This window comes from Akkermansiaceae bacterium, assembly GCA_019634595.1.
Classification (GTDB): domain Bacteria; phylum Verrucomicrobiota; class Verrucomicrobiia; order Verrucomicrobiales; family Akkermansiaceae; genus Luteolibacter.
Genome location: JAHCBC010000001.1, coordinates 560,582 through 586,167, shown reverse-complemented (window position 1 = coordinate 586,167; position 25,586 = coordinate 560,582). Strand labels below are relative to the sequence as shown.

Genomic DNA, 25,586 nt, shown 5'->3' with positions numbered 1-25,586 from the left:
TTCCCAACCGCGTTCAGAGCCGTAAATCCCCCGCAAGTGCCGCAGAAGATCCTCAACCGTCCGTCCGGAACTCCGGATAGCTGAGGTCGGCTTCACATGGCACGCCATCGAGCATCCACTTCACCAGGCGATCCGCCACGGCCGGGGCGTAGAGGGAACCCTTCGAGCCAAGGCCGTTGAACATCCAGTTCCCATCCCCTAGCGGACCGATCAGCGGCTCGCTGCGGCGGAGGATGGGGCGGATGCCCGCCACGTGGTCCACCACTTCGAAATTCTCTCCGCCCAAACGGCAGACGATCTTTTCCACGAACTCCCTGCCCTTCTCCGTGGGTACTTCATCCAGATCATCCCATTCATAGGTCGCACCGGCACGGAATTTTCCTGCTCCCAACGGCACCATCCAACCACCGCCGCCGACGCGGATGCGGGATTCATCCCAGCCATCCGCCCGCACGGTGAGGATCTCCCCCTTTGCACAGCGGGAAGGACCATACTTTCCGGAGATCAGACCTGCGGCCCCCTCACAGAAAACATTCGTGCTCTCTGTGGCTCCATCCCCCTTCCGGTAGATCCCCCGCTCGCGGAAAAACCCGCGCGAGGCATCCGTGAAAAGCCGCGTGTCCACCCGGCCACCGCCTGTCACCTCCACCGCGCCCACCCAGCCGTCCGGCGCATCCACCACACCACCCACCCACGGCTTCACCTTTTCCTCCGTGAGCTTTGAGGAAATTTTCGCCCATTCCTTCTCCGACGCCGCCAGCCGCAGCACGGTCATGGGATGCCACAGCGTGACACCCAGCTCCCGCTCCACCCGCGCGTAGAAATCCAGCGCGTCCGGCAGGAACTCCGCGATCCGCCAGCTCGGTTCGAAATTTTTCCCGGTCACCGGGTTCACCAGCCCGGCGGCCACCCGCGATGCTCCACCCTGCTCCCGATCGAGCAGGGAAAACGGTTCGCCGCGCCACCACAGATGCCAGGCCACACAGGTGCCCGCCAGCCCTTGTCCGACGATGACCGGGCCTCCGCTCACTTCGGCATCAGCGCTTCGTTGGGGTCCACCCAGTCCGCATCATACCCCTTGGTATAGTTGAAGAGGTGCTTGTGGAGGTATTCGAAATAGACCTCCTTCTCCTCCTTCTTCAGACGGGTCCAGATGGCGATGTTAAGGGCACGCGCGACCTTCATCTTCATCGCCAGAGTGAGCTGCCGTCCTTTGCGCGCCTTCTGGACCTGCTTGTGGTTCAGTTGTTCCGGAGACGCCTCCACCATCTCATGATTGGTGATCTTCCAGCGCTCCATCAGCGCGTCCAGTGGTTGGGTCCCGTGATCCCGTGTCGGCTCTTCCATCGCTCCGTCTAGACCGCCCCCGCGGGATTTCCAAGCCCCAAGCGGAGGAAATTCAGAGCCATCTCATTTCAGGCGATGCAGGAGGAAAGCCGTTGGATTACCACTGATTGCACTGATTCACTGATTTGAAGAAAGGGAGGAAAAGATATTCTTCCGTTACATTGGCGGATTCTGAATCGGTAAATCAGTGCAATTTGGCTCAGTATTCAGACGCTGGTTCGCCCATCTCCGCTGCACTCCGATTGTGGTAACCTTTTCAAATTTCGGATCGAACTTCCGAAATGAGGGGATACAGGAAAGAAATCCGCGGCTTTCCCCGGGACCGGGATTGCCGGGGGGATGGCCACGCTCCACCATCCCGCCATGGCCACCCCTCTTTCCGGGAAATCCACCGTCGGGGAAATCCGCGACCGGTTCGACCACGATGTCGAGCGGTTCAGCCAACTGGAGACCGGCCAGCAGGCGACCATCGACGCGCCACTGGTGCTGGATCTCATCGGCGCGGTGGCGAAGTCCCACCTGCGGAGCGGGGACCGGGTGCTGGACCTGGGATGCGGGGCGGGCAACCTGACACTGAAGCTCATCCAGGAGGTGGGTTCGCTCCACTGTGATCTGGCCGATCTCAGCCTGCCGATGCTGGAGCGCGCCCGGGAACGGGTGGCCGTCACCGGGTGCGTGTCCGTGGAGATCCACCACTGCGATCTGAGGGTTCTCGATTTCCCGGAGGGATCGTTCGATTGCATCACCGCGGCGGCGGTGCTCCATCATCTGAGGGAGGATGCGGACTGGGAGGCTGTCTTTCGGGCGATCCACCGTTGGCTGAAACCCGGTGGCAGGCTGTATGTCTCCGATCTGGTCACCTTTGATGAACCTGCGGTGCAGGAGGTGATGTGGCGGCGCTATGGCGAGTATCTGGAGTCGCTGGGCGGCGCGGACTACCGGGACAAGGTATTCGGTTACATCGACAAGGAGGACTCCCCGCGTTCCCTGCCCTACCAGATTTCGTTGCTGGAGCGCTGTGGTTTCCAGTCATGGGACATCCTCCACCGGAACAGCGTCTTCGCCTGCTACCGGGCGGTGAAGGCGGAGTGAGCCTCATCCATCGTTGAAAAAGTGCCGGCCGATTCCTGAGGCAACAGTCCGGTGATCCGTCTCCCAATAGACATCCCCGCTGATGTCGGAAATCTCCGGCGGGGGTTGGGCGTCGGCCCATTCCACGGCCTCCGCCGCTTCCTTTTTCGCCGCCGCGCGGATCTCCTCGTGCATCGCTTCCGTGGCGATGCCCTCCGCGATGAGCCGACGGAGCCAGAGATTCACGGTATCCCGGTGCTCCTTGTGCCAATCGATTTCCTCTTTCGTCCGGTAGCGGTGACTCATCGCATCCGCAATCGTCGCTCCAAAATACCGATAAGTTGATATCTCCAGCAGAGTGGGCCGCTGATCCTCCCTGGCCCTGCGCATCGCGGAATCCAGCGCGGACCGGATCGCATAGATGTCGTGCCCGGCACAATGATCCCACTCCATGTCATACATCTCCGCCCGGCGACCGAGGTGGTCCTTGAAGGCGGAGGAACGCTTCACGGAGGTGAACATCGAGAATCCGTTGTTCTCCACCACATAGATGACAGGCAGAGAGAATAGCGCGGCGAGGTTGAGCGTCTCATGGAAGACTCCCTGATTCATCGCGCCGTCTCCCAGAAAGCAAACAGCGACACCCGCTTGGTTCCGGTATTTCATGGCGAATGCAAAACCGGCGGCCAGCGGTGTCTGGGCGGCGGCGACACCATGGATCCCCCAATGATGATGCGCCGGGGAGCAGAAGGAAAACATGCCGCCCTTCCCCTTGCAGGAGCCGGTCTGTTTTCCCATCAGTTCCGCGAGGCACTCCCTCATGGTCAGGCCACGCATCACGGCGAAGCCAAGCCCCCGCACGCCGCCGATGGTGTGATCCTGTGGTTGCAGCATCGAGCGCACCGCTGCCGCCCCACCCTCCTGGCCGATCATCAGATCGAGGAAGCCTGCCATCTTTCCGGCATTATAATACTTCATCGCATGCTGCTCGAAGACACGCGCGCGCACCAAGTCCGTCAGGATGCGCAGCTTTTCCGCGGCGGTGAGTGCGAGGTTGCACTCCGCGGTCGCGGCTTGCCAGAGATGATGGTCCTCCGCATCCATGGCATGCACCATCCGCCGGAAGGCATGTCTGTTTCAATGGAAATCAACTTGTCCTGTTGAGCCGTCGCAACGTGGTGGACAAGAGTGTCCGCCCTCCTTACTGAAGGGTGATGCAAACAGAGAACTCCGGCCGCAGGATGTTCGCATTCCTGTTCGCGCTTGTCGCGGTCGCGCTGTTCTTCACCTCGTTTGCCGTCAGCGTGCTGCCCTCCACGGCGGTGCTGGCATGCGCCTTTCCGGCCGCATGGTTTCTGTCCCGACACGATGGAAGGACATGGATCCTCTCCATGACGGTGGCCGGAGCGCTCGGCGGAGGACTCCTGGGCTACCTGCTGGAGGATGCGGAAGGAGCCGCGGTGGGGTCGCTGGTCGGCGTGGCGTCCGGATGGATCTATGGCTGGGGCACACTGCGGTTGCTGAAGATCCTGCCGGACAAATGGGGCGTCCTCACGGGATGGTCGCTGCTGGGCATCGCCTTCACGCTCATCCCGCTGCTGGCGGGGATCCGACTGCTGACAGGAAAGATCGATGACGACGAGAGCCCGTTCATCGTGCTGGCGATCACCTACGGGGTGCTGCACGGCGCGCGCAAGGGTTGGTGGGAGCATCCGCTGTCATGGCGGAGCATCTGGAACGCGGTGAAGAACTGGCTGCGTTTCTGGACTGGCTGGCGGGCCTTTCCCTGGGTGGCGGCATTTCTCATCGCCTATCTCACGGTCGGACCGGGCGGAGAGCACTATTCGGTGGAAGAGGGGGAGAATCTTTCGATCCAACTGATGCCGGTTTCCTATGTATGGCCGGGATTGTTCAGCGTCGCGGCGCTGGCCAGCCTCGCGGCGGCACGGAAGGGGCGGGATTTCCGGAATCCGCTGCACGTGCTGCTCTGTGGGGTGGTGCTGGTGCTTTCCGCGCACGCCATGATCCGCTGCGCGCGCCATCATGTGCTGGTGACACCCACCCGGCTGGAAGTGCGCGGAGGGCTGTGGAAATCCATTGACGTTTCCCGGGCGGACGCCACGGAAGTCAGGGAGGAACCGCTGCGGGGACGCCGGGTTTCCAGCAGCTTCCCGGTCATCATCACCAGGGATGGAAAGGAACATTCCCTGCGCGACATCCCGGACAGCCATCTGATCGAGGCGTATCTGGTGGAACGGTGGCAGCTCTCCCACTCGCCGTTGCGGCCACGCTGACGCACGCCGCTCTTGCCTCCCGCCGGGTCCGGGGCAAGGATGCCGCATGCCTGACGCCACCTATGTCCGCGACGCCTTCGCCCGCATCGCGGACCGCTATGTCCTGACCAACCATGTCCTCAGCATGGGCATGGACATCTGGTGGAGGAAGGTGGTCACCTCACGCATCCGCAGGTGGAAGCCGCGGCACCTGCTGGATGTGGCCAGCGGCACGGGAGACCTGGCGCTGGAGATCCAGGAAGCGTGCCCGGATTGCGATGTCACCGCCTCCGACTTCTGCGCGGAGATGCTCGCCCATGCGGAGTCGCGCGGACTGGTGAAGACCGTCGTCGCGGACGCGCTCAACCTGCCGTTTCCGGACCGCGCGTTCGATGTGGTGACCGTCGCCTTCGGTCTGCGCAACATGGCGGACTACCCCGCCGCACTGCGGGAAATGAACCGCGTGCTGAAGCCGGGCGGACGTCTCGTGATCCTCGACTTCTCCCTGCCGGACGGAATCCTCCGCGGGCCCTACCGCTTCTATCTCCACAAAATCCTGCCAAAGCTGGCCGGTGCCCTGACCGGGGAAAAGGACGCCTACGAATACCTGGGCGGTTCCATCGAGCAGTTCCCCGCAGGCAAGGCGATGACGGACCTGCTGGAAACCTGCGGCTTCACCGCCACGGATGCGACGCCGCTGACCTTCGGCGTGGTGTCCGTCTATGAGGGGACGAAGGGATAAGAAAAGTAGGTCCCAGTCTCAGCCATGCCAGGTTTTCAGAACACCTCCAGCACCATCAGCGGCGGAGCATCGAGGGAATCCCCCGCGCGCAGGCCGAGCAGCTTCCGGTAAAGCGGGCTCTCCGGAGTGAGCAGGGTGATTTCCATCCCCTCATGGACGATCTCCAGTCCGCCCGCGACCGGAGCCAGCAGGAAATAGCGCGCTTCCTCCCCTTGCTCCACCTCCACCAGCGCTCCGGCGTCGATGCCATCCTCCATGCCATAGTCCGGAAGGGAAAGACCGTCGAAGATGCGCACCGCTTCCGCCAGACCCTCCACCTGCTTTGCCTGGCCGGAGGCGAGGTAGGAGGCCTCCAAGTTCCGGGTGTCATACTTGCTCTCCGCCTTGCTGCCTGGGTCGGTCGCGGCGGCATGGGCCTCCATCGCCGCCTTGGCCAGGCGGTCCAGCCTGTCCCTCAGTTCCACGCGGATTTTTTCAAGAATCTCTGTCTTCATCAACGGACGGACAGCCTTGCCTCCCGGCTGTCCGCACGCAAGATCGGATCATGCCGACGCTCTACGCCTACAAAAACTGCGACACCTGCCGGAAAGCCGCCAAATGGCTGAAGGAAAACCAGATCCCCCATGAGACGAAGGCCATCCGCGAAACGCCGCCGTCCATTGCTGAACTGAAGGCCGCCCTCAAGGCCAACGGCGGTGACCTCCGGAAACTCTTCAACACCTCCGGCGGTGACTACCGGGAACTCGGCATCAAAGACAGGCTACCCGGCATGAAGGAGGAGGAGGCGCTCGACCTGCTCTCACGGAACGGAAATCTGGTGAAACGTCCGTTCCTGATCGGTGACGGGGTGGCTCTGAATGGCTTCAGCGAGGCGGCGTGGAAGGACGCGCTGGGCTAGGAAACATCAGGGCCGTGGCTGCGGCGTCCCGCCGCAGGCCGTGATTGTGGCGTCCCGCCGCAATTCTTCACCACAGATTCGGCAACCTTTGGGCTCAACCATTGTATTGGCTGTCAGTGCTTTCCGCCTTTGCTGCGATCCCATCGCACTCCTTCCCTCAGAACGACGGCGGGACGCCGTCGCCACGGCCTGCGGCGGGACGCCACAGCCACGTACCCCGTTGACCATCCGGGGGAGGCCTCCTAGAGTTCTTTCCGAGATGCCGATCAACCAATACGCCAATTCCTTCGTCTGTGACCTCGTTGCCTACGAGACGGGCAAGCCCATCGACGAAACCGCCCGTGAGCTGGGGCTTGATCCGGCCTCCATCGTCAAGGTCGCCTCGAACGAAAACCCGCTGGGACCGTCGCCGAAGGCGAAGGCCGCCATGCGCGAGGCGCTGGAAGAAGCGAACCTCTACCCGGACGGCGCCGGCTTCCGCCTCCGCACCGCCATCGCGGAAAAATTCGACCTCGGCCTGGAGAACGTCGTCATTGGCAACGGCTCGAACGAGATCATCGAACTGCTCTGCCACTCTTTCCTGAACCGGGATGCGGAACTCATCACAGCGGAGCACGCCTTCGTCGTCTACAAGCTGATGGCGACCCTGTTCGGCGCGAAGTATGTGGAAGTGCCGGACCCCGGCTTCATCCACGACCTGGAAGGCATGGCGGACGCCATCACGCCTAACACACGACTGGTCTTCATCGCCAATCCGAACAACCCCACCGGCACCGTCGTGGGCCAGGAGGCGATCGACCGCTTCATGGAGCGCGTGCCGGAGCATGTGGTCGTGTGTTTCGATGAAGCGTATTTCGAATTTCTCGACGAGCCGTTCGACACCCTCAAGTTCGTCCGCCAGAACCGCAACGTGGCGGTGCTGCGCACCTGCTCGAAGATCCACGGCCTCGCGGCCCTGCGCGTCGGTTACGGCCTCTGCGGCAAAGACGTGGCCGCCATCCTCCAGAAGGCGCGCCAGCCTTTCAACGTGAACGCCATCGCCCAGGCGGGAGCCGTCGCCGCCCTGAAGGACGACGAACACGTGGAACAGACCCGCGCGGTGAACAAGGAGGGGCTGGCGTTCTATGAAGCGGCGTTCAAGGAACGCGGCCTCGAACATGTCCCCAGCGTGGCGAATTTCATCCTCGTGAATGTCGGGGACGGCGACCGGGTTTTCAAAGAGATGCTGAAGCAGGGTGTCATCGTCCGGGCCATGCGCGGCTACAAGCTGCCGGACTGGGTGCGGATCTCCATCGGCACGCCGGAACAGAACGCCCGCTGCCTGGAGGTGCTGGATTCCGTCCTCGCACCGGTCGCGGTTTGACAATTTGATTCATTTTCCCTAAGTAATTTTTTCGGGAAAGCGCCCCCATGACCGATCCTACCCTCCCTGCAAATATCAGAGAATTCCACTGCTACCATTGCAGGGGGAAGATCCGTATCCCGAAAGAACTGCCGCCCACCACGGGCCCCTGCCCGCATTGCCAGAGGACCATCACCTCTCCGGCTCCGGAGGCCACCGCCCCGGCGACCTTTCTCCCGCCCGCACCGGTCAGCCATCCCGGTGTCCCGCAGCAACCGGCCCGCGAGGTGGCCCCACTGCCAACGCAGGGTCCCCCCGCAGCGCCGGTCCAGCACCTTCCCGCAGCGCCGGTCCAGCACCTTCCCGCCGCACCGGCCGCACCCGCCTACCAGCCTCCCGCCGCACCGGCCTACCAACCTCCTGCGGCACCGGCTTATCAAACTCCACCTCTTGCTCCGCCACAGGAACAACCGCCGGTTTCCCATCCCGCTCCTCCTCCACAGCAGCCACCGGCGGACGCAACGCCCCCTACCACTCCCGCTCCACAGCAGGCGACTCCGGCACCCGCCCCACGGCCGGAACGCGGGGCCTCCTCCCGGAGAAAGGAAGAGAAGGAAGAGCCGAAGCGATCCTCCTCCGCGGCTCCAGCCATCTTCCTCGGCTGTCTCCTGCTGGCCATCGCCGGCGGTGCGGGCTATCTCGTATATCAGGAGATGACCGGAAAGCCGGTCGCTCCGCCCGCTCCCGCCCAACCGGCAGGCCCTTCACTTTCCGAAAACCAATACATGCGGGTCGGATGGAAGAAGGATGCCTACGCCGTTCTCGGGAAATTCCTCGCTGCAACCACCGCCGAGGAAAAGCTCCCCCACATCATCAACGGAGAGCAACTGCGGCCTCAGGTGGAGGCATTCTACGGTGGCAGCGTGATCAACGACCAGGACACCCCCATCGACGCCTTTTCCGTGAGGGAACTGAGCGAGGAAGACCGGAAGCGTGGCATCTTCATGCTCGAGTTCGAGCAACCGCCGCAGTTCGAGATGAAGGAATTTTTCCGCCCGCTCGCCACGCTGGAGATCCAATACGGCATGGATGAAGCGGACCTGCTTTTCTCAACCATGGCGCGGGTCGAGAACTTCGCCACCGAACCGGTGCGGGCAACCGCCCTCTTCAAGAAAACCCCTCAAGGCCTGAAGCTGGACTGGGAAACCTTCGCCCAGACGAAGTACCGCACCTTCGCCAACCTCATCGAACTTCCCGAGGCGGACCAGGGTGGTGTCTTCCGCGTAATCATTTCGGAAGATGTTCCGGAGTCCGGACGCACCCTGCCGGCGGGCATCAAAACCTACCGGATCTGGGATCCGTCCTCTCCGGAAACCAGCGCCCGGGTGAACGTCAACATCGACTCGGAAATCGGGCGTTCGCTCTCGAAGATCGACTGGCGGGGCAAAGAGAGCCGCCCCACCAACAGCACCGCCACCATCGAACTGAAGTGGGTCGGCACGGACCAACCGAAGCTGGAGATCACCCGCTTCATCTGCTGGGAGTTCCTCCACCTCGGCGGAACCGAAGCGGCCGCAGTTCCCCGCTGACCCCCGGCATGTCCCCCTCCTCCCACGACAGCCGCACCACCATCGCGGCGATTGCCACCCCACCGGGCACTGGTGCCGTCTCGTTGATCCGCATTTCCGGCCCGGATGCCATCGCCGTGGCGGACCGGGCCACCCGTAGCAAGGCATCCTCCGCCATGCCGCGGACCGCCTGCTACTGCCGCGTCTATGACGGGAAAGAGTCCATCGATGACGGACTTCTCACCGTCTTCCGCGGCTCCCACGGATTCACCGGGGAGGACAGCGTGGAGTTCACCGGCCACGGAGGCATGTTGGTCACCCGTGAGGTGCTCGCCCGTTTCCTGGAAGCCGGTGCGGTCCATGCCGGACCGGGGGAGTTCACCCAGCGCGCCTTTCTCAACGGAAAACTGGATCTTACCCAGGCGGAGGGGGTGATGGATCTCATTTCCGCCCAGACGCGGCTCTCGCTGCGTGCCGCACGCAGCCAGCTCGAAGGGACGCTAGGCAAGCGCACCACGGAGGCCAGGGACTCCCTGCTGGAAACGCTCGCCCACCTCGAGGCATGGATCGACTTTCCCGAAGAGGACATCGACCCCCAGACCGGCCGCGTGCTCCGGGACCGGATCACCTCCGTGCTGGACACCGTGCGCTCCCTGCTGGCCACCGCTGACCAAGGCCGTGTCCTGCGCGAAGGGGTGCGCACCGTCATCTTCGGCGAGCCGAACGTCGGAAAATCCAGCCTGCTCAACCGGCTGCTCGGCTTTGAGAGGGCGATCGTCAGCGACATCGCCGGAACCACCCGCGACACCATCGAGGAAACCATCAACCTCCATGGCCTGCCCATCCGCCTCATCGATACGGCGGGCGTCCGCGAGTCCGACGACCGCATCGAGGCGGAAGGCATCCAGCGCACTGTCCGTCAGATCGAGGCCGCGGACCTGCTGCTGGAAGTGTCCGATGGCAGCCAGCCCAAGCCAAGCCGCGGCATCCTCCCGCACACGGAAGCGAAGCACCTCCTGATCCTCAATAAAACGGATCTCGGCGAGCATCCCTCATGGCAGGGCACGTCCGCCGTCCGGCTTTCCTGCTCCACCGGTGGAGGCTTTGACGAGCTTTCCGATGCCATCCGCGGCGCGCTCCATTTCGCGGATGCGGACTGGGGGGAGCATGCCATCGCCATCAATGCCCGGCACCAGGCCAGTCTTCATACCGCGCGCACCGCGCTGGAGGCGGCCCTCACGCTGCTGGATGACACTTCCAATGATGTCGAGCTGGCCGCGATCGATCTGCGCGAAGCCTTGGACGCCCTCGGTGAAATCCCGGGAAAAGTCGATACCGAGGACCTTCTGGGAGTGATCTTCAGCACGTTCTGCATCGGCAAATGAACATCGTCATCCTCACCGGGGCGGGCGTTTCCGCGGAATCGGGATTACAGACCTTCCGCGGGGCGGACGGGCTGTGGGAGGGCCACCGCGTGGAGGATGTGGCCACTCCGGAGGCGTTCGGGCGGAATCCGGAACTGGTCCAGCGATTCTACAACGAGCGCCGTGCCCGCCTTCTCGATGGCACCGTCCACCCGAACCCCGCCCACCACGCACTCGCACGGCTGGAACGGGAATATCCCGGCCAGGTGCTGCTCATCACCCAGAACATCGATGATCTGCACGACCGGGCCGGATCAAAGAGCCTCCTCCACCTTCACGGTGAACTGCTGAAATGCCGCTGCGTGGTCTGTGCTCACACCGGGGAGATCCGCACCGACCTTTCCACCCGCTCCATCTGTCCGGAATGCGACTCCACCGGCACGCTGCGGCCGGACATCGTCTGGTTCGGGGAGATGCCCTACCATCTGGATGAAATCTCCGCCGCCCTCCAGCGGGCGGATCTCTTCGTCTCCATCGGCACCTCCGGCTCGGTTTATCCCGCCGCAGGCTTCGTCGCCATGGCGGCCCGGAACCAGGCCAGCACCCTGGAACTGAATTTGGAGGCGACCAGCCGCGAGTTCCGCGACCGCCGCCTGGGTCCCGCCAGCGAGGTGGTGCCGCTCTGGGTCGCCGAGGTGCTGGGGAGATAGGCCCTCAGATCCAGCTCCCTCCCCGGCTGGTCAGCCGTCGATTTCCCCGAGAATCCTCGCGGACTCGAAATCGAATGCGGTCAGCTCCAGCCGGACGGTGGCACCGGGCAGGAAGACCGCTTTGCTGTCCGTGAGCGGCTTTGAAAGATGGGCCATGATGATTTTCCCGTTCGGAAGTTCCGCCCGGTAGAGGATTTCGTTGAGCTGGCTCAAAATTTTCCCGGCGGCGTGGATGGTCGGATCTGGCATGGAGGGCGTGTTCCCCGGGATTGTCACTCCATCGGCCTGCGGCATACAAGAGCGGTCCGCGGGAACTTGTGGAAACACGACCTCCGTTCCGACCGACGAGCCTGCTTGACGACTGCGAAACAAAGCCCATCATTGCACCAAGTCCGTCCGCCGATCCGACGGGCCACCCCGAACTCTCGTCCGCCATGACATCCCGCATTCTCCACGCACTGCCGGCGCTCGCCACGCTCACCCTTTTCTCGTGCTATCCTTACCCGGAGCCCCCGCCCCATCACCAGCGCCCGGGCCGGGATGCCACCATCACCGATGCCGAGCAGCAGAAGATCAAGGACCAGCGAGACCGCATGAAGGACGCGCAGGAGCGCGACCGTCAGGCCCAGACCGACGGCACCACCACCGATCCCGGCACCACGCCCAAGCCTCCGGACAGGAAACCGACCAATGTCCCCACCGCCCAGCCGGTTCCGGGCAAGGAAGGCTTCGTTTTCAGCCCGTTCAACAACAAGGTCATCGACGTCCGTGACATGCCGAGCGGCACCCTCGTCGCGGATCCGACCTATCCGGCCTCGGAGAAAAAGCATTTCCGGGTTCCCTGAACCGCGTCTTTTCCCGGTCAACCTTATTCCAGGAAAGCCAACCGGGTCCGGCACTGGACCCGGTTTTTCGTTCCGATGAGAGACGATTTCACGAATGTCACGATCCTAGGCGGCGGGCTGCTCGGCGGCTCCCTCGCCCTTGCTCTCCCAAATCCCGACGGTGCGCCGCGGGTCAATCTCTGGGTCCGCCGGGCGGAAACCGCGGAAGAAGCGGAAGCTGCGGGCATCACGGATGTGACCTGTGACCTCGCGGAAGCCGTGGCGGACGCCGATCTTGTCGTCCTCGCCGTGCCCGTCGGTGTCATGCCCGGCTTGGTTTCAGCCGCCGTGGAGGCCGGGTTGCAGAAGGGCTGCCTGATCACGGATGTGGGCAGCGTGAAGCGGTTCCCCCATCAGGCGATCACGCCTTTGCTCGCGGGAACCGGTGTCCGTTTTATCGGCAGTCATCCGATGGCGGGTTCGGAGAAAACCGGCATCACCGCCGCCGCCGCCGATCTTTTCCGGAACGCCGCCTGTATCCTGACGAATGACGATCACGTTGCCGGCTCGGAGGCTGCGGCCCTGGACCGGTTCTGGCAGAAGCTCGGCTGCCGCACCGCCTGGATGAGCGCGGAGATCCATGACGCACTGGTCGCCAGGATCAGCCACCTGCCCCACATCATCTCCGCCAGCGCGGCCCGAGTCTCCCTGCAGGATCCCGCCGAAGGACGTTTCGGCGGTGGCGGACTGCGCGACACCACCCGCGTGGCGGGGGGTAATGCGGACATGTGGGCGGAAATCCTCATCGAAAACCGCAAGGCCATCGCCGCTCCGCTCCGCGAAACCATCGAGGATCTCCGTGAAATCCTTGCCAGCCTCGAAAACGGCGGACAAGAAAGCGTCCGCCAATGGCTCATCACCGCCAAGGAACGGCGGGATCTCTACCAATCACCCATCACCTGACCAACGCCCACATGTCGTCGGAATTCCGAGTCAAAGCCATTTCCCGCCTCCATGCAGAATTCAGCGTGCCCGGCGACAAGAGCATGTCCCACCGCGCCGCCATCCTCGGCGGACTTTCCAACGGCTCCTGCACGATCCGGAATTTCCTCCCCAGCGAGGACTGCGTGAACACGCTCAACGCGATGAAGGCGCTGGGCGCCAACTATGAGGTACTGGAGGCCTTGGAAGGCTACGGCCCGGTCGATCTGGTGATCCACGGCCAGTCCGGAAAACTCAACGCTCCCGCCGCCCCCATCGACTGCGGGAACTCCGGCACCGGCATGCGCCTTCTCGCCGGTCTCCTGGCCGGGCAGCCGTTCACCACCGAACTGTTCGGGGACGCCTCCCTCTCCGGCCGGCCGATGGGCCGCATCACTGTGCCGCTGGGGCAGATGGGCGCGAAGATCGAGACGAAGGGCGAAAAACCCGGCTGCGCCCCCCTTCTTATCCATGGCGCGAAGCTCAACCCCATCGACTATGACATGCCGGTGGCCAGCGCCCAAGTGAAGAGCGCCGTCCTGCTGGCGGGCCTCTTCGCGGAGGGAACCACCACCGTGACCCAACCTGCGGAAACACGGGACCACACGGAACGGATGCTCACCTCCTTCCGCGTCAGCACGAAGCGGGAAGGCAACACCATCTCCATCTACGGCGGCCAGGTGCCGGAAGCCACGGACTTCATCGTTCCAGGTGACATTTCCAGCGCCGCCTTCTGGCTGGTCGCCGCGGCGGCCATCCCCGGCTCCCGCCTGGTCGTGAAGAACGTGGGCCTCAACCCCACCCGCACCGCCATCCTCAAAGTGCTCTCCCGCATGGGCGCCCACATGATCGACGTGCTCCATGAAACCCATGGCGAGCCCATCGGCAACGTGGAGATCCACGGTGCGGAGCTGCAGGGCACGACCATTTTCCCCGAGGAGGTACCGAACCTCATCGACGAGATCCCGGTCATCGCCGTCGCCGCCGCGCTCGCGGAAGGCCGCACCATCATCCGCAACGCCAAGGAACTCCGGGTGAAGGAAACGGACCGCATCACCACCGTGGTGGACAACCTCCGCGCGATGGGCGCGAATGTCACCGAGTTCGAGGACGGCATGGAGATCGAGGGCGGCGCACCGCTCCACGGTGCGACCATCGACAGCTTCGGCGACCACCGGATCGCCATGGCATTCGCCATCGCCGGGCTGTTCGCCTCCGGGGAGACGGTGATCCGCAACGTCGAGTGCGTGAACACCTCCTACCCGGGCTTCGCCCACCACCTGGATGCCATCCGCCGGGAAAAATCCGCTCCGGAAGACTTCAACCTGCCCACCGTTTCCAAGTGAGCTCGACCCACACCCACTTCGCCATCGCCCTGGACGGCCCCGCCGCCTCCGGCAAAAGCACCCTCGCCAGGAACCTCGCCGCCAGGCTGGGCCTGGTGATGGTGAACTCCGGCGCGATGTACCGTGCCGTAACCTGGAAGGCTCTGAAGGAAAACATCCCGCCATCGGACAGACAGGCCGTCGTTGAAATGCTCGGCCGGATCGACATCACCACCGGGGTGAAGGACAACGTCTCCACCATCGGAATCGATGGCGAGGATCCGGGTGACGCGCTGAGGAGCGAGGAGGTGAACGCGAATGTCTCCGCCATTTCCGCCATCCCGGAAGTGAGGGTCCTGCTGGTCAACCTCCAGCGTGACTACCTGCAGGCGCACAGCATCGTGATGGAAGGCCGCGACATCGGTTCCGTGGTTTTTCCGGACACGCCTTACAAAATCTACGTGGATGCCGCGGAGCATGTCCGCGCCGCCCGCCGCAGCCAGGTCGGCGAAGTTGATTCCGTCGCCGAGCGCGATGCCGCGGACAGCAAGCGGGACACCTCCCCTCTCGTGATCGCGGAAGGAGCCACTGTTCTGGATACGTCCGACCACACCATCGAAAGCGGCGTGGACGCCGCCATCGCCATCCTCCGCAACCAGGGCCTGCCCGTTTCGCTGCCATGATGAGGTGGATCTACTGGCTGGGCTGGATGTCGTTCGGCGCCGCGTTCCGGACGATCTTCGGCATGAGGGTCATCGGCGGGGAAAACCTGATCACGGAAGGCCCGGTACTCGTCGCCTCCAATCACCAGAGCTTCCTCGACCCGCCGTTGATCGGGAATCTTTACAAGACGGAAATGGTCTTTCTCGCCCGGAAATCCCTTTTCAAGGGTCCGGCGACATGGGTCTATCCGCAATGGAACGCCATTCCGGTCGATCAGGATCGCCCTGACATGGCGAGCCTCAAAACCATCATCCGCAAACTCAAGGAGGGTCACCGGGTCCTGGTATTCCCGGAAGGCGCGAGGACCATGGACGGAAACCTCGGCGAAGCCGCACCGGGCATCGGTCTCATCGCGGCGAAGTCCGGCGCGCCCATCCAGCCGGTGAGGATCAGCGGCGCGCGCGAAGCCCTGCCCCGTGGTTCCAGCCGCATCCGGTTCGCCCGCATCACCGTCAGCATCGGCAAACCGATCTACCTGACCCCGGAGGAATTGAAGGCAGCATCCGGCAAGCAGGGCTATGACGAGCTGGCAAAGCGCATCATGGCCGCCATCGGGGATCTCTGAAAAAACCGGAATACGGAATCCGGGGAAGTTATGGCCAGAGGAGCGTCCGAGTTAAGCATCCGGAGAACCGGCCACGGAATACCGGTATCCGGCTCATAGTGGAAATCCGTGAGCCATATCCCGCGGAAGAAACAGAAATCATCATTTTGGTACTGCACAGATACATGGCCTTGAAATCCGCATGCACACCGGTCTTTTTTCATCATGAGGATATGAAAAAGCCGCCCCTTTCGGAGCGGCTGATGGAAGTTCGGGATAACCGGGAAATCACCCGGCACCGGCCAGGGATCACAGATCGGCTTTGAGGGCCTTGAACTTGGCTTTCAGCTTGCCGAGTTCGGCTTCCGCCTTGTCGATCTGGCTGGCGAGAGCGGAGAGCGCGTTGAGCTTCGAGGAGAAGCTGCCGCCTTTGCCGCCCTTGGCGGAAGCAGACTTGCGGCCCCGCTTCGCGCCTGCGGAAGGGCTGGATTTCAGCCAGCTGGCGATGGTAAGTTGGGAGATTCCATACTTCTTCGAGGCGGCGCTCTGACCGCCACGACCGTTTTCGTCATTATACTTCTGGACGAAGCCGAGGATATCGTTCTTCTCTTCGTCGGTATATCGCTTCCCTTTGGGAGCTTTTTTGGTGGATGTGCTCATCGGGGCGAAACTTATCTTGGACTTTCGGGTGCGCAAGTTAAAATGCGACATTTGTTTTGATATTATTTCACCATTGCGCTGCGAAACTTCACCCTCCAGCAGACGGATGACGCGTCTATCAGATAGTTTTTCGATCCAATGTTCGGAGCCGGCCTTCACCATTGGCCGGGCCACCACTCCACCGAATCCGAAAAACAGATCCACATCCTGCTTTGTCTCCAGATCGGAAATACCATCCCCCATCATCGCGGTTTTTCCGGGGAGCAGCGCGGCTTTCCACTCCCGGATGATCTCATTTTTCCCGAGGTTGCGGGTGGTTGGGTAATCCGTTCCATAACCCGCATACTTTCCTTTCCCATCAAGATAAAGCGGAACCGCCTCCACGTGCTCAATCCCCAGGTGGTCCGCCAGAGGTTTGATCAGCGGGGCGAACCCTCCGGACACGATGACAGGAAGCCAGCCATTCTTTTTCAACCACTTGATCAGCCCCACCGCTCCCGGCATCATGGTGCTGATATATTTGGCGGCGACCTCATCACAGGTCTTCCTGTCAGGACGGATGATCTCCATCCTGCGGGGGAAAACCTCATCCAGCGGGATGGCTCCGTTCATGGCCGCATCGGTGAGAGCCACGACCTGCGCATACACTTTCGGACCCCGGGCACGCGCCAATTCATCGATGCCCTCGATCGAGGACAATGTTGAATCACAGTCGAAGAACATGATGTTCTCCCTGTTCCCCACCGGCGGATGGATGAAAATGGGATCACCGACGGAAACCATTTCAAACAGCTCCTCCATATCCGCATTTCCCAGCCTGACACACCCCCAACTGGCGGGCCGGCCGATCAGATCCTCGCGGTTCGTCCCATGGATATAGATGAACCGCTCCATCGTATTGGCGTTCTCCGGATCCAGGCCTTCCAAACGGATGATGCGTGTGAGCACCAGATCCTTATCCTTCGCGGTACCTTTCTTCCAGATGCCGACCGGCACCCTTTCCTTGAAAAGGGTATGACGTTTCTGATCTCCTCCGATCTTTTCCGAAACACGGAACCGTCCGGTGGGGGTGCGGTAGCTTCCTTCACGGAAACCCACCCCTTTCGCCGCCGTGGAAACCGGAAAACTCCGGACCAGGCCGGTTTTGCCGAAAACATCGAGCCGCTGCCCGTCGATCGAGACCTCTAGATGAATGGATTTGCTCATGGAGAAAGTACCAGCAGGGAGTTGTGCCCGCCCATGCCGTGGGAAAGTTTGAATACAGGGCCGCCCGCGTCAACCGGCATGCGGGGCATGGAAAAACCGGGCGGTGCGATGAGATGATCCGCATTCGGGGGCAACTGTCCGTCCCGCAGGAAACGGGCCAGGATGACGCTCTCCAGCAACCCGCTAGCGCCGATGGTGTGGCCGATGAATGGCTTCAACGGATGAAGGGAAGGCCGGTTGCCCTCCGGGAATACGCGGCTGAGAATCACCGGATCCGCCCTTCCCTGGACGGCGGTGCCGGTCGCATGCGGAGATATGGCATGGCAGCCACCGATGGATTCCAGTGCCTTCAACAAAAGGGGAATCGTATTACCGCCATCCTTGGGAATACCCACCGGATCAGATGCGTCCGAGTTTGAAACATGATAAATCAATGACGGACCGCTGTTATACAGTGCTTCAAACGCCATGGCGGCGGCACCTTCACCAGGAATGAAGCCACAGCTTTCCGGATGATATGGATCCAGCCGGAACGAAGATGAAAGGAGCCCGGATGCGGCATAGTTGTCCAGCAGCAGCGGCACCAGCGGCAGGTCCACCGCAACCGCCAGCGCCCGTCGCGCGAGGCCGCATTTCAGCATCATCATCGCCACGCCGACGGCATCCAGCCCGGCCGCACAGCCGCTGGCGGTGACGTGGTTCGGCCCGGTGATGCCCAGCTCGATGGAGATGGCGCTGGCCGGCTCGCTGTGGATGGTATTGCTCGCGGCCATGAGCTTGAACGGCCTGCGTCCGGGCCACGGTCCCAGCCAACCGGCGGCGTTCCCCCTGCTGGTGCCGACGACCAGCGCGGCGTCCCGCAGGTCCTCCGCGCTCCATCCGGCATCCCGGACAGCCTCCCGCGCCACATGCAGCGCGGCCATGGTGGCAGGACTCCATTTCCGGTGGATGAGCAGCCCCCTTTCACCGATCCATGCGGCGGGCCGGGCGGCGTGCGGACTGTCTTCACCAAGCAACTCCCCCAGCCTGCGGAACGGATTCCGTTTGGCGAGGATCCCCTGATAAAGGGCGGGGACATCCTCTCCCAGTGCCGACAGGGCACCCAGCCCGGTGATGGAAAAACGTGTGTTGATGCGCCCGCAGTAGCAGAGTGCCGGGGCTTTTCAACCGCCAACGCATAAAGACCTTGCCCGGGATTGCGCTCCGTCCAGACTCTGCCCGGCAGCCGGGATGCTTCCCACGGCGGATTCCTTCATGAGCACGGTTCTGGAAACAATCGATGGCGGCACGCGCTATCTGGAAAAACGGGGAATCGAGGATGCACGGAGGAACATGCAGATGCTCGTGGCCAAGCAACTGGGCTGCACCCGCATGGATCTCTACCTGCAGTTCGACCGTCCGCTGATGGAGGGTGATCTGGCTCCGCTGCGCGAAAGCCTGAAAAAGCGCGGCGAAGGCATCCCGCTCCAGCACCTGCTCGGCCAGGTGTTTTTCCACCGCAATGAGTTCATCTGCGATTCCCGCGGCTTGATCCCCCGCCCGGAGACGGAGGAGCTGGTGGAGTGGATCCTCCGCTGGGATCTGCCGGAGAAGCTGGATGTGCTGGACGTGGGCTGCGGCTCCGGTGTGCTGGGACTCTCCCTGGCGGCGGCCCGACCGGAATGGCAGGTCACGCTGGCGGACATTTCGGAAGACGCGCTGGCCCTCACGGGGGAAAATGCCGCAGCCTTGGAGCTGAAGAACGCCACCATCGTCCACAGCGACCTTTTTTCCAACATCACCGGCACCTTCGGCGGCATCGTGGCGAACCTGCCCTACGTGCCGGAGACGGAGCGCCCCACCCTGACGGCGGAGGTGATGCATGACCCGGCGCTCGCCCTCTTCGGCGGCCCGGACGGGCTGGATGTCATCCGCCGCTTCATTCCGGAGGCCTACCAGCACCTGAAACCCGGTGGGTGGCTGGTTTTGGAAATCGGCCACGATCAGGCTTCACAGGTGGCCGGTTTTCTCGAAAAGTCCGGCTTCTCCCGCATCGAAGTGAAAAACGACCTCTCCGGTATCCCGCGTTTTCCCCTCGCATGGAGGGACTGATTTCCTCTCCCAAACTTTTCCCATTTTACCCAACCCATGGATAAACTCGTCGTCCACGGCGGTGCCACGCTCCGCGGTGCCATCAACATCTCCGGCTCGAAGAACGCTTCCCTGCCGATCCTGGCCGCCACCCTGCTGACGGAGGGTGAGTGCATCATCCGCCGCGTGCCGGATGTCTCCGACACCAACTACATGGTGCAGATCCTGAGCGCGCTGGGCTCGGACGTGGAGCGTTCCTCCGGCACCGTGCGGATCAGTTGCGCGGACATTTCCGATGAGGCTCCGTATGAACTGGTCCGCCGGATGCGCGCCTCCATCTGCGTGATGGGACCGCTGCTCGCGCGGAAACGGCGGGCCGTGGTCTCCCTGCCCGGCGGCTGCGTCATCGGCGACCGGCCGGTGGACCTGCACCTGCGGGGGCTGGAGGCGCTCGGCGCGAAAGTCGAGTTCGAGGGAGGAAACATCATCCTCACGGCACCGGATGGCCTGCGCGGGGCGGAGATCGATCTGCGCGGCACCCATGGCCCGACCGTTCTCGGCACGGACAACGTGATGATGGCGGCGACCCTCGCGGAGGGCATCACCGTCATCGAGTCCGCCGCCGCCGAGCCGGAGGTGCTGGACCTTGCGAATTTCCTCAATGCCATGGGCGCGAAGATCCAGGGTGCCGGCACCCGCCGCATCGTGATCGAGGGTGTGAAGGAACTGAAAGGCGTGGAGCACACCGTCATCCCGGACCGCATCGAGGCAGGCACCTTCATGGCCGCCGCCGCGCTGGCCGGTGAGGAGGTCCGCCTGCGCCGGATCTGCAGGGAGCACATGAAAGCCATCACCGAGGCGATCGTGAAATCCGGCCACCGCATCGACTTCAACGAGGCCGGGGACGAATGCGTCATCCACCGGAATCCGGAGACAACCGGCTGCGACATCGTCACCGCCCCCTACCCCGGCTATCCGACGGATATGCAGGCGCAGATGACCGCGCTGCTGGCCACCACTCCCGGCATCAGCGTCATCAAGGACACCATCTTCCCGCAGCGCTTCATGCACTGCTCAGAGCTGAAGCGGATGGGTGCGGACATCAAGGTCGATGGTGGCACCGCCATCGTCCGCGGCGTGGCCCAACTCTCCGCCGCGCCGGTGATGGCGTCCGACCTCCGCGCCTCCGCCGCGCTGGTGCTCGCCGCGCTGAAGGCGAAGGGCAGCACGGAAATCAGCCGCCTCTACCACATCGACCGCGGTTATGAGCACATCGACGAGAAGCTCCTGATGCTGGGAGCGAATGTCGAACGGGTGAAGGACCGCTGAGAAGGCGGCGGCAGGGCGACATCACGCGCCGGGCAGTGGTGGCGGGATCTCCCCGGGACCCCTCGACGGCAGGAGTAGGGCAAGCGACAGCGCCACCACCTGCGAAGCCGCCAAGCCACCCATGATGCCCATCCCCATGTTGCCGGCAACATTCGGTCCGGAAGGTGCCATTGCCAACAGGGGCTCCTCGTGGATCGCCACGCTGTCATCGTTCAGTTCGCGGGAAACCCTTTCTTTCACGTGCTTCAACTTGAGGGATTGCAGCAGCTCCAGCTCCGATTCGAACTCCCGTTTTCTGATGACATACTCTTCGGTATCGACGCCGCCTGCCCCGGCCTGCGGTTTGGGAGTCACGCCTTCGTGATGGTGGAGCAGTGTCTTGGTCCTCACGATTTCAGCCAAAGCCTTTCTCCGCTCCTCAACTTTGTTTTCCTGTTCCCGGACCGCTTCCGCCAGAGCATTGGAGGCGCTTTCCGACTTTCCTGCATCACGTGAACTCCGCTGTTTCCGGTACTCGGCGATGACCGCCACGACCATGTCCCTGGCATCCTCACGGTTGACGTGACGGGCACGGATGGACACCAGATCCGTCCCGCGCAGTTGTTCCACCGTGAGGGAGCGCTCCACGATCGCGGCGGCGTCCGGCGCGGGCAGCGCCCACTTCCTGTCGAGGTCCAGTTGTTTCACCGCATCCAGCAAGACTGCGTGGCTTTTCAACACGGCCATCTCGCGTTCGAGGAACTTCGGATCCCTCTCCAGAGGTGGTGGTGAACCTGAATCAAATGGCGACAGGATCTTTCCCGGAGGTTTGATTTCCAACACCGCCTGGGAATCGAAGGTTTTCGGCTGCACGTAGGTGACCACACCCGCGACCATCACACCTACGGACAGTCCCGCCACAGCGAGCACGGGGAACAACCACCACCAGCGTTTCATCCGCCGTTTATGGAGAGGAATCGTGGTGGAGCGCAAGTTACTTTTTGACACAAAGCGAATGTATCCTTGTCACTTTTTCCAACTGATTTGAACAGAAGTGAGGGAAAGCCACGGCCAGGATATGCTGCGGACAAAAGACCGGAGCAAGATGCTCCGGCAACGGCCTGGGCCAAGATGGCCCAGCCACATTTTCCTGGTCCCTGCCTGGGTGTCACTTCCCCGCCTGTTTCGCCCAGGAGTCCTTGAGGGCGACGGTCCGGTTGAAGACGGCTTTCACACCCGGCCGGTGTTCCTTGAGGTCGGTGACGAAGTAGCCCACACGCTCGAACTGGCAGTTGAAACCGGCGGGCGCTTCGGCGAGTGACGGCTCGATCTTCGCGGTGACCGTCTTCAGGGAATCCGGGTTGATGACGCTGAGGAAACCCCCATCGGCATCGTCCGGGGACTCCACGCTGAAGAGACGGTCGTAGATCCGCACCTCCGCGTCCGCGCCGGTGGTGGCATCCACCCAGTGGATGGCGGCGCGGCATTCCACGCCTTCCGGCGCATCCGCGCCGATGGTGCCGGGCAGGATCTCCGCGCGGATGAGGGAGACATTTCCGGCTGCGTCCTTTTCAAAGGAAGTGCAACGGATGATGTGGCCGCCGCGCAGGCGGACATGGCGGCCCGGCCCGAGGCGGAAGAACTTCTTCGGCGGGTCTTCCATGAAGTCCTCGCGCTCGATCCATACTTCGCCGGAGATCGGCACGTCACGCACGCCAAGCTCCGGGTTCTGCGGATGGTTCGGTATTTCCACGGTCGCCAGCGGCTCGGCGGACCAGTTCTCCAGCACGACCTTCACCGGATCCAGCACGGCCATGCGGCGTTGCGCGGAGGCGTTGAGATGGTCCCGCACGTCGAACTCCAGCAAGGCGACGTCGGTGGTGCCGTTGAACTTGGTGATGCCCACACGCTTGCAGAAATGGCGGACCGCTTCCGGCGGATAGCCGCGGCGGCGGATGCCGGAGATGGTGGGCAGGCGCGGGTCGTCCCAGCCGGAGACGCGATTTTCCTGCACCAGTTGCAGCAGCTTGCGCTTGCTCATCACGGTGTAGGTCAGGTTGAGGCGAGCGAACTCGATCTGGCGTGGCTTCGACGGCACCGGGCAGTTGTCGATGAACCAGTCGTAGAGCGGGCGGTGGTTCTCGAACTCCAACGTGCAGAGCGAATGGGTGATGTGCTCCAGCGCGTCCTCCAGCGGATGAGCGAAGTCATACATCGGGTAGATGCACCAGGCGTCCCCCGTGTTGTGGTGGTGGGAATGGAGGATGCGGTAGAGCACCGGGTCCCGCAGGTTCATGTTAGGCGACGCGAGGTCGATCTTCGCGCGCAGGACCTTCTCCCCTTCCTTGAACTCGCCGGCCTTCATCCGCGCGAACAGATCGAGGTTTTCCCCCACCGTGCGGTCACGGAATGGCGATGGCGTGCCGGGCACGTTCACGTTGCCACGGCTGTGCTTCATTTCCTCCGCCGTCTGGTCATCGACGTACGCCTTGCCCTCCTTGATGAGGTGGACGGCGCAGTCATGGAAGAAGCCGAAGTAGTTGCTCGCGAAGTAGAGACCCTCGCCCCAGTCGAAGCCGAGCCACTTCACATCCTCCTTGATGCTTTCCACATACTCGGTCTCCTCCTTTTCGGGATTGGTGTCGTCAAAGCGGAGGTTGCACTGCGCCTTCACGCCCTCGTTCTCCAGGGCGATGCCGAAGTTCAGGCAGATCGACTTCGCGTGGCCGATGTGCAGGTAGCCGTTCGGTTCCGGCGGGAAGCGGGTGATGACGGTGGAATGTTTTCCGGTGGCCAGGTCATCGGCGATGATGTCCCGGATGAAATCGGATTTGGAAGGTTCGGACATGGGAAATGGGTGATTCAGAGGTATCCGCTTTTTTGACCACGGATTACACTGATTGGAAGGATTACACTGATTCTGGAAAGATAAGCCACGGTCACAGGATCAACCATCCAGTGATGGCTTCCTGAAGATTGTCTTCCAGTTCCTGCAGGGTGTCACCTTGGGTGAAACATCCGGGCAGGGCAGGAACTTCCGCCCAAAATCCGCCTTCCTCGGCTTCGTGGATGATGGCCTTCAGAGTCATGGGACAAGCATACGATATGGAACAAGGGGTGCAATTCCAGATTCCGCGCCTCACACTCCAGCCAGTTCGGTGAGCAGCGCTTGGTTCAGGCGGATGCCGGCTTCGAAGTTCTCCACGGGGAAGTTTTCGTCCGGCGAGTGGATCTGGGCGTCCGCGAGCGCGAGGCCGAGCAACAGCGTGTCCACGCCGAGGATGTCACGGAAGGTCTGCACGATGGGGATGCTGCCGCCCTCGCGGATGAGCACCGGCTCGGTGCCGAAGGCCTTTTTCAACGCGGACTGCGCGGCGAGGCCGAACTTCGAGTGCGGGTCCACCACATACGGTTTCCCATCGTGGCCGATCTCCACCTCGATCTTCACACCGGGCGGGCAGTGCGCGCGGAGGTGCTTTTCGACCTTGGCGAGGATGTCCGCCGGATCCTGGTCCGGCACCAGACGGAAGGAAAACTTCACGAAAGCCTCCGCGGGCAGGACGGTCTTCGAGCCCTCACCCTGGTAGCCGCCGCCGATGCCGTTGACCTCGGCGGTGGGGCGTGCCCAGGTGCGCTCGGCGGAGGTGTAGCCCTCCTCGCCGAAGAGTCCCGGCGAGCCGGTGACTTTCAGGAAATCCGCATCGGAAACGCCGGGGACCTTCGCCCACATCTCACGCTCCCAGTCCTCCAGCGGGCGCACATCGTCGTAGAATCCATCCACCAGCACGCGGCCATCCGCATCATGCAGGCTCGCAACCAGACGGGCGACGGCGGTGGCCGGATTCGCCACCGCACCGCCGAACAGGCCGGAGTGCAGGTCGCGCTCCGGGCCGGTGAGTTTCACCTCGCAGCAGGCGATGCCGCGCAGGCCGTAGCCGAGAGTCCCCATGCCCGGGGCCACCATGCCGGTGTCCGAGATGGCGATGACGTCGCATTTCAGATCCTCCTTATGCTCCGCGAGGAAGGCGGCCAGATTCGGGCTGCCGATCTCCTCCTCCCCCTCGAAGAGGAAGATGAGGTTCACCGGCAGCTCGCCATTTTCCCTGAGCGTCTTTTCGACCCCCAGCACATGGGCGAGCATCTGTCCCTTGTTGTCGGTGGCTCCGCGCGCCCAGATCCTGCCATGGCGGATCTCCGGCTCGAATGGCGGGGTGGTCCACAGGTTGAGCGGATCGACCGGTTGCACGTCGTAGTGGCCATAGATGAGGACGGTCTTCCGGTCCTGGCGGTGTGCGTTTTTCGCGATGACGACGGGATGCTTCGGCGTCTCATGCAGCTCCGCGGACAGTCCCATCCGCTGGAGTTTCCCGATCAGCCAGCCAGCGCAGTCACGCACGTCTCCGGCGTTCCGGGAGTCCGTGGAAACACTGGGAAAACGGAGGAAGGAAAACAGGTCTTCAAGCTCGGGAGTCACGCACGGAATCGTTGGCGTTGAGGATTTCCGTCGCAAGACGAATCCGTCTGGAACCCAACTCCCCCGTCTCATCGCAAAACGCAAATTGGGGACAGCCCCGGGGATCGGGGTATCCGCCTACGGTCAGACAGCCGCTCTCCTGCCGGGTGCGGCTTT

Annotated in this window: 26 protein-coding genes; 15 read left to right on the top strand and 11 right to left on the bottom strand. The window is 62.9% G+C overall.

Going from position 1 to position 25,586, the window contains the following annotated elements; all coding sequences use genetic code 11:
• Positions 1-52: 52 nt before the first annotated feature.
• Positions 53-1,030 (bottom strand): FAD-binding oxidoreductase, encoded by a 978-nt coding sequence (locus tag KF712_02410; GenBank protein ID MBX3739817.1) that lies wholly within the window; start codon positions 1,028-1,030, stop codon positions 53-55.
• Positions 1,027-1,347 carry a hypothetical protein gene (locus KF712_02405; GenBank protein MBX3739816.1) on the bottom strand — a complete coding sequence of 107 codons (321 nt, stop codon included), beginning with the start codon at positions 1,345-1,347 and terminating at the stop codon, positions 1,027-1,029. The genes KF712_02410 and KF712_02405 overlap by 4 nt, the downstream gene beginning before the upstream one ends.
• 339 nt (positions 1,348-1,686) lie before the next feature.
• Here KF712_02405 and KF712_02400 point away from each other — a divergent pair, with 339 nt between their 5' ends.
• On the top strand, positions 1,687-2,439 hold the full coding sequence (locus tag KF712_02400; protein MBX3739815.1) for a class I SAM-dependent methyltransferase: 753 nt from the start codon (positions 1,687-1,689) through the stop codon (positions 2,437-2,439).
• Positions 2,440-2,442: 3 nt separating this feature from the next.
• On the opposite strand, the gene KF712_02395 is transcribed toward KF712_02400, so the two are convergent.
• Positions 2,443-3,522 carry a pyruvate dehydrogenase (acetyl-transferring) E1 component subunit alpha gene (locus tag KF712_02395; protein MBX3739814.1) on the bottom strand — a complete coding sequence of 360 codons (1,080 nt, stop codon included), beginning with the start codon at positions 3,520-3,522 and terminating at the stop codon, positions 2,443-2,445.
• A 110-nt stretch (positions 3,523-3,632) separates the two neighbouring features.
• Between KF712_02395 and KF712_02390 the strand changes: the two genes are divergently transcribed.
• Positions 3,633-4,712 carry a hypothetical protein gene (locus KF712_02390; protein MBX3739813.1) on the top strand — a complete coding sequence of 360 codons (1,080 nt, stop codon included), beginning with the start codon at positions 3,633-3,635 and terminating at the stop codon, positions 4,710-4,712.
• 46 nt (positions 4,713-4,758) lie between these two features.
• Positions 4,759-5,433 carry a ubiquinone/menaquinone biosynthesis methyltransferase gene (locus KF712_02385; GenBank protein MBX3739812.1) on the top strand — a complete coding sequence of 225 codons (675 nt, stop codon included), beginning with the start codon at positions 4,759-4,761 and terminating at the stop codon, positions 5,431-5,433.
• Between the two features lie 35 nt (positions 5,434-5,468).
• Here the strand turns inward: KF712_02385 and KF712_02380 are convergent, their stop codons facing one another.
• Entirely contained in the window at positions 5,469-5,927 is a 459-nt protein-coding gene (locus tag KF712_02380) for a hypothetical protein (protein MBX3739811.1), read from the bottom strand.
• Between the two features lie 50 nt (positions 5,928-5,977).
• On the opposite strand from KF712_02380, the gene KF712_02375 reads away from it, so the two are divergent.
• From KF712_02375 to KF712_02355, 5 genes are all read left to right on the top strand, one after another.
• On the top strand, positions 5,978-6,331 hold the full coding sequence (locus tag KF712_02375) for an arsenate reductase family protein (protein MBX3739810.1): 354 nt from the start codon (positions 5,978-5,980) through the stop codon (positions 6,329-6,331).
• Between the two features lie 259 nt (positions 6,332-6,590).
• Entirely contained in the window at positions 6,591-7,694 is a 1,104-nt protein-coding gene (locus KF712_02370; protein MBX3739809.1) for a histidinol-phosphate transaminase, read from the top strand.
• A gap of 47 nt (positions 7,695-7,741) precedes the next feature.
• On the top strand, positions 7,742-9,262 hold the full coding sequence (locus KF712_02365) for a hypothetical protein (GenBank protein MBX3739808.1): 1,521 nt from the start codon (positions 7,742-7,744) through the stop codon (positions 9,260-9,262).
• 8 nt (positions 9,263-9,270) lie between these two features.
• Positions 9,271-10,626 (top strand): tRNA uridine-5-carboxymethylaminomethyl(34) synthesis GTPase MnmE, encoded by a 1,356-nt coding sequence (mnmE, locus tag KF712_02360; GenBank protein MBX3739807.1) that lies wholly within the window; start codon positions 9,271-9,273, stop codon positions 10,624-10,626.
• Complete coding sequence (locus KF712_02355; GenBank protein ID MBX3739806.1) at positions 10,623-11,315, top strand: NAD-dependent deacylase; 693 nt, start codon at positions 10,623-10,625, stop codon at positions 11,313-11,315. Before mnmE ends, KF712_02355 begins: the two co-directional genes overlap by 4 nt.
• A gap of 30 nt (positions 11,316-11,345) precedes the next feature.
• Here the strand turns inward: KF712_02355 and KF712_02350 are convergent, their stop codons facing one another.
• Positions 11,346-11,564: a hypothetical protein gene (locus KF712_02350; GenBank protein MBX3739805.1), complete on the bottom strand. Its 219-nt coding sequence runs from the start codon at positions 11,562-11,564 to the stop codon at positions 11,346-11,348.
• A 185-nt stretch (positions 11,565-11,749) separates the two neighbouring features.
• On the opposite strand from KF712_02350, the gene KF712_02345 reads away from it, so the two are divergent.
• The 5 genes from KF712_02345 to KF712_02325 all read left to right on the top strand — a co-directional run bounded on the left by KF712_02345 (position 11,750) and on the right by KF712_02325 (position 15,733).
• Positions 11,750-12,160, top strand: coding sequence for a hypothetical protein (locus KF712_02345; protein ID MBX3739804.1), 411 nt, complete (start codon positions 11,750-11,752; stop codon positions 12,158-12,160).
• 75 nt (positions 12,161-12,235) lie between these two features.
• Positions 12,236-13,102 (top strand): prephenate dehydrogenase/arogenate dehydrogenase family protein, encoded by an 867-nt coding sequence (locus KF712_02340; protein MBX3739803.1) that lies wholly within the window; start codon positions 12,236-12,238, stop codon positions 13,100-13,102.
• Positions 13,103-13,113: 11 nt separating this feature from the next.
• Complete coding sequence (aroA, locus tag KF712_02335) at positions 13,114-14,466, top strand: 3-phosphoshikimate 1-carboxyvinyltransferase (protein ID MBX3739802.1); 1,353 nt, start codon at positions 13,114-13,116, stop codon at positions 14,464-14,466.
• Complete coding sequence (gene cmk, locus KF712_02330; GenBank protein ID MBX3739801.1) at positions 14,463-15,128, top strand: (d)CMP kinase; 666 nt, start codon at positions 14,463-14,465, stop codon at positions 15,126-15,128. The genes aroA and cmk overlap by 4 nt, the downstream gene beginning before the upstream one ends.
• On the top strand, positions 15,125-15,733 hold the full coding sequence (locus tag KF712_02325; protein ID MBX3739800.1) for a 1-acyl-sn-glycerol-3-phosphate acyltransferase: 609 nt from the start codon (positions 15,125-15,127) through the stop codon (positions 15,731-15,733). The genes cmk and KF712_02325 overlap by 4 nt, the downstream gene beginning before the upstream one ends.
• Positions 15,734-16,021: 288 nt before the next feature.
• On the opposite strand, the gene KF712_02320 is transcribed toward KF712_02325, so the two are convergent.
• Both KF712_02320 and KF712_02315 read right to left on the bottom strand, forming a co-directional pair.
• Positions 16,022-17,155 carry an HAD-IB family phosphatase gene (locus KF712_02320; GenBank protein MBX3739799.1) on the bottom strand — a complete coding sequence of 378 codons (1,134 nt, stop codon included), beginning with the start codon at positions 17,153-17,155 and terminating at the stop codon, positions 16,022-16,024.
• A 419-nt stretch (positions 17,156-17,574) separates the two neighbouring features.
• Positions 17,575-18,594 (bottom strand): hypothetical protein, encoded by a 1,020-nt coding sequence (locus tag KF712_02315; protein MBX3739798.1) that lies wholly within the window; start codon positions 18,592-18,594, stop codon positions 17,575-17,577.
• A 238-nt stretch (positions 18,595-18,832) separates the two neighbouring features.
• Here KF712_02315 and prmC point away from each other — a divergent pair, with 238 nt between their 5' ends.
• Both prmC and murA read left to right on the top strand, forming a co-directional pair.
• Positions 18,833-19,669, top strand: a complete 837-nt coding sequence (gene prmC / locus KF712_02310) for a peptide chain release factor N(5)-glutamine methyltransferase (protein MBX3739797.1) — start codon at positions 18,833-18,835, stop codon at positions 19,667-19,669.
• 36 nt (positions 19,670-19,705) lie between these two features.
• Positions 19,706-20,977 (top strand): UDP-N-acetylglucosamine 1-carboxyvinyltransferase, encoded by a 1,272-nt coding sequence (gene murA, locus KF712_02305; protein MBX3739796.1) that lies wholly within the window; start codon positions 19,706-19,708, stop codon positions 20,975-20,977.
• 21 nt (positions 20,978-20,998) lie between these two features.
• Here murA and KF712_02300 read toward each other — a convergent pair whose 3' ends face one another.
• The 4 genes from KF712_02300 to KF712_02285 form a co-directional block, all read right to left on the bottom strand.
• Complete coding sequence (locus KF712_02300; protein ID MBX3739795.1) at positions 20,999-21,913, bottom strand: hypothetical protein; 915 nt, start codon at positions 21,911-21,913, stop codon at positions 20,999-21,001.
• Positions 21,914-22,124: 211 nt separating this feature from the next.
• A complete protein-coding gene (locus tag KF712_02295) occupies positions 22,125-23,804 on the bottom strand; it encodes a glutamine--tRNA ligase/YqeY domain fusion protein (protein ID MBX3739794.1) in 1,680 nt (559 codons plus the stop codon).
• A gap of 91 nt (positions 23,805-23,895) precedes the next feature.
• Positions 23,896-24,045 (bottom strand): type II toxin-antitoxin system HicB family antitoxin, encoded by a 150-nt coding sequence (locus KF712_02290; GenBank protein ID MBX3739793.1) that lies wholly within the window; start codon positions 24,043-24,045, stop codon positions 23,896-23,898.
• Between the two features lie 50 nt (positions 24,046-24,095).
• The gene (locus KF712_02285; protein MBX3739792.1) at positions 24,096-25,430 is read right to left on the bottom strand and encodes a dipeptidase; all 1,335 of its coding nucleotides are present in this window, start codon (positions 25,428-25,430) and stop codon (positions 24,096-24,098) included.
• Positions 25,431-25,586 lie beyond the last annotated feature (156 nt).

Bases quoted from the DNA above. Each gene is read 5' to 3' on its own strand.
- KF712_02405 (MBX3739816.1), bottom strand. From the start codon at position 1,347: ATGGAAGAGCCGACACGGGATCACGGGACCCAACCACTGGACGCGCTG.
- KF712_02400 (MBX3739815.1), top strand. From the start codon at position 1,687: ATGGCCACGCTCCACCATCCCGCCATGGCCACCCCTCTTTCCGGGAAA.
- KF712_02395 (MBX3739814.1), bottom strand. From the start codon at position 3,522: ATGGATGCGGAGGACCATCATCTCTGGCAAGCCGCGACCGCGGAGTGC.
- KF712_02390 (MBX3739813.1), top strand. From the start codon at position 3,633: ATGCAAACAGAGAACTCCGGCCGCAGGATGTTCGCATTCCTGTTCGCG.
- KF712_02385 (MBX3739812.1), top strand. From the start codon at position 4,759: ATGCCTGACGCCACCTATGTCCGCGACGCCTTCGCCCGCATCGCGGAC.
- KF712_02380 (MBX3739811.1), bottom strand. From the start codon at position 5,927: ATGAAGACAGAGATTCTTGAAAAAATCCGCGTGGAACTGAGGGACAGG.
- KF712_02375 (MBX3739810.1), top strand. From the start codon at position 5,978: ATGCCGACGCTCTACGCCTACAAAAACTGCGACACCTGCCGGAAAGCC.
- KF712_02370 (MBX3739809.1), top strand. From the start codon at position 6,591: ATGCCGATCAACCAATACGCCAATTCCTTCGTCTGTGACCTCGTTGCC.
- KF712_02365 (MBX3739808.1), top strand. From the start codon at position 7,742: ATGACCGATCCTACCCTCCCTGCAAATATCAGAGAATTCCACTGCTAC.
- mnmE (MBX3739807.1), top strand. From the start codon at position 9,271: ATGTCCCCCTCCTCCCACGACAGCCGCACCACCATCGCGGCGATTGCC.
- KF712_02355 (MBX3739806.1), top strand. From the start codon at position 10,623: ATGAACATCGTCATCCTCACCGGGGCGGGCGTTTCCGCGGAATCGGGA.
- KF712_02350 (MBX3739805.1), bottom strand. From the start codon at position 11,564: ATGCCAGATCCGACCATCCACGCCGCCGGGAAAATTTTGAGCCAGCTC.
- KF712_02345 (MBX3739804.1), top strand. From the start codon at position 11,750: ATGACATCCCGCATTCTCCACGCACTGCCGGCGCTCGCCACGCTCACC.
- KF712_02340 (MBX3739803.1), top strand. From the start codon at position 12,236: ATGAGAGACGATTTCACGAATGTCACGATCCTAGGCGGCGGGCTGCTC.
- aroA (MBX3739802.1), top strand. From the start codon at position 13,114: ATGTCGTCGGAATTCCGAGTCAAAGCCATTTCCCGCCTCCATGCAGAA.
- KF712_02325 (MBX3739800.1), top strand. From the start codon at position 15,125: ATGATGAGGTGGATCTACTGGCTGGGCTGGATGTCGTTCGGCGCCGCG.
- KF712_02320 (MBX3739799.1), bottom strand. From the start codon at position 17,155: ATGGTTTCCGTCGGTGATCCCATTTTCATCCATCCGCCGGTGGGGAAC.
- prmC (MBX3739797.1), top strand. From the start codon at position 18,833: ATGAGCACGGTTCTGGAAACAATCGATGGCGGCACGCGCTATCTGGAA.
- murA (MBX3739796.1), top strand. From the start codon at position 19,706: ATGGATAAACTCGTCGTCCACGGCGGTGCCACGCTCCGCGGTGCCATC.
- KF712_02300 (MBX3739795.1), bottom strand. From the start codon at position 21,913: ATGAAACGCTGGTGGTGGTTGTTCCCCGTGCTCGCTGTGGCGGGACTG.
- KF712_02295 (MBX3739794.1), bottom strand. From the start codon at position 23,804: ATGTCCGAACCTTCCAAATCCGATTTCATCCGGGACATCATCGCCGAT.
- KF712_02290 (MBX3739793.1), bottom strand. From the start codon at position 24,045: ATGACTCTGAAGGCCATCATCCACGAAGCCGAGGAAGGCGGATTTTGG.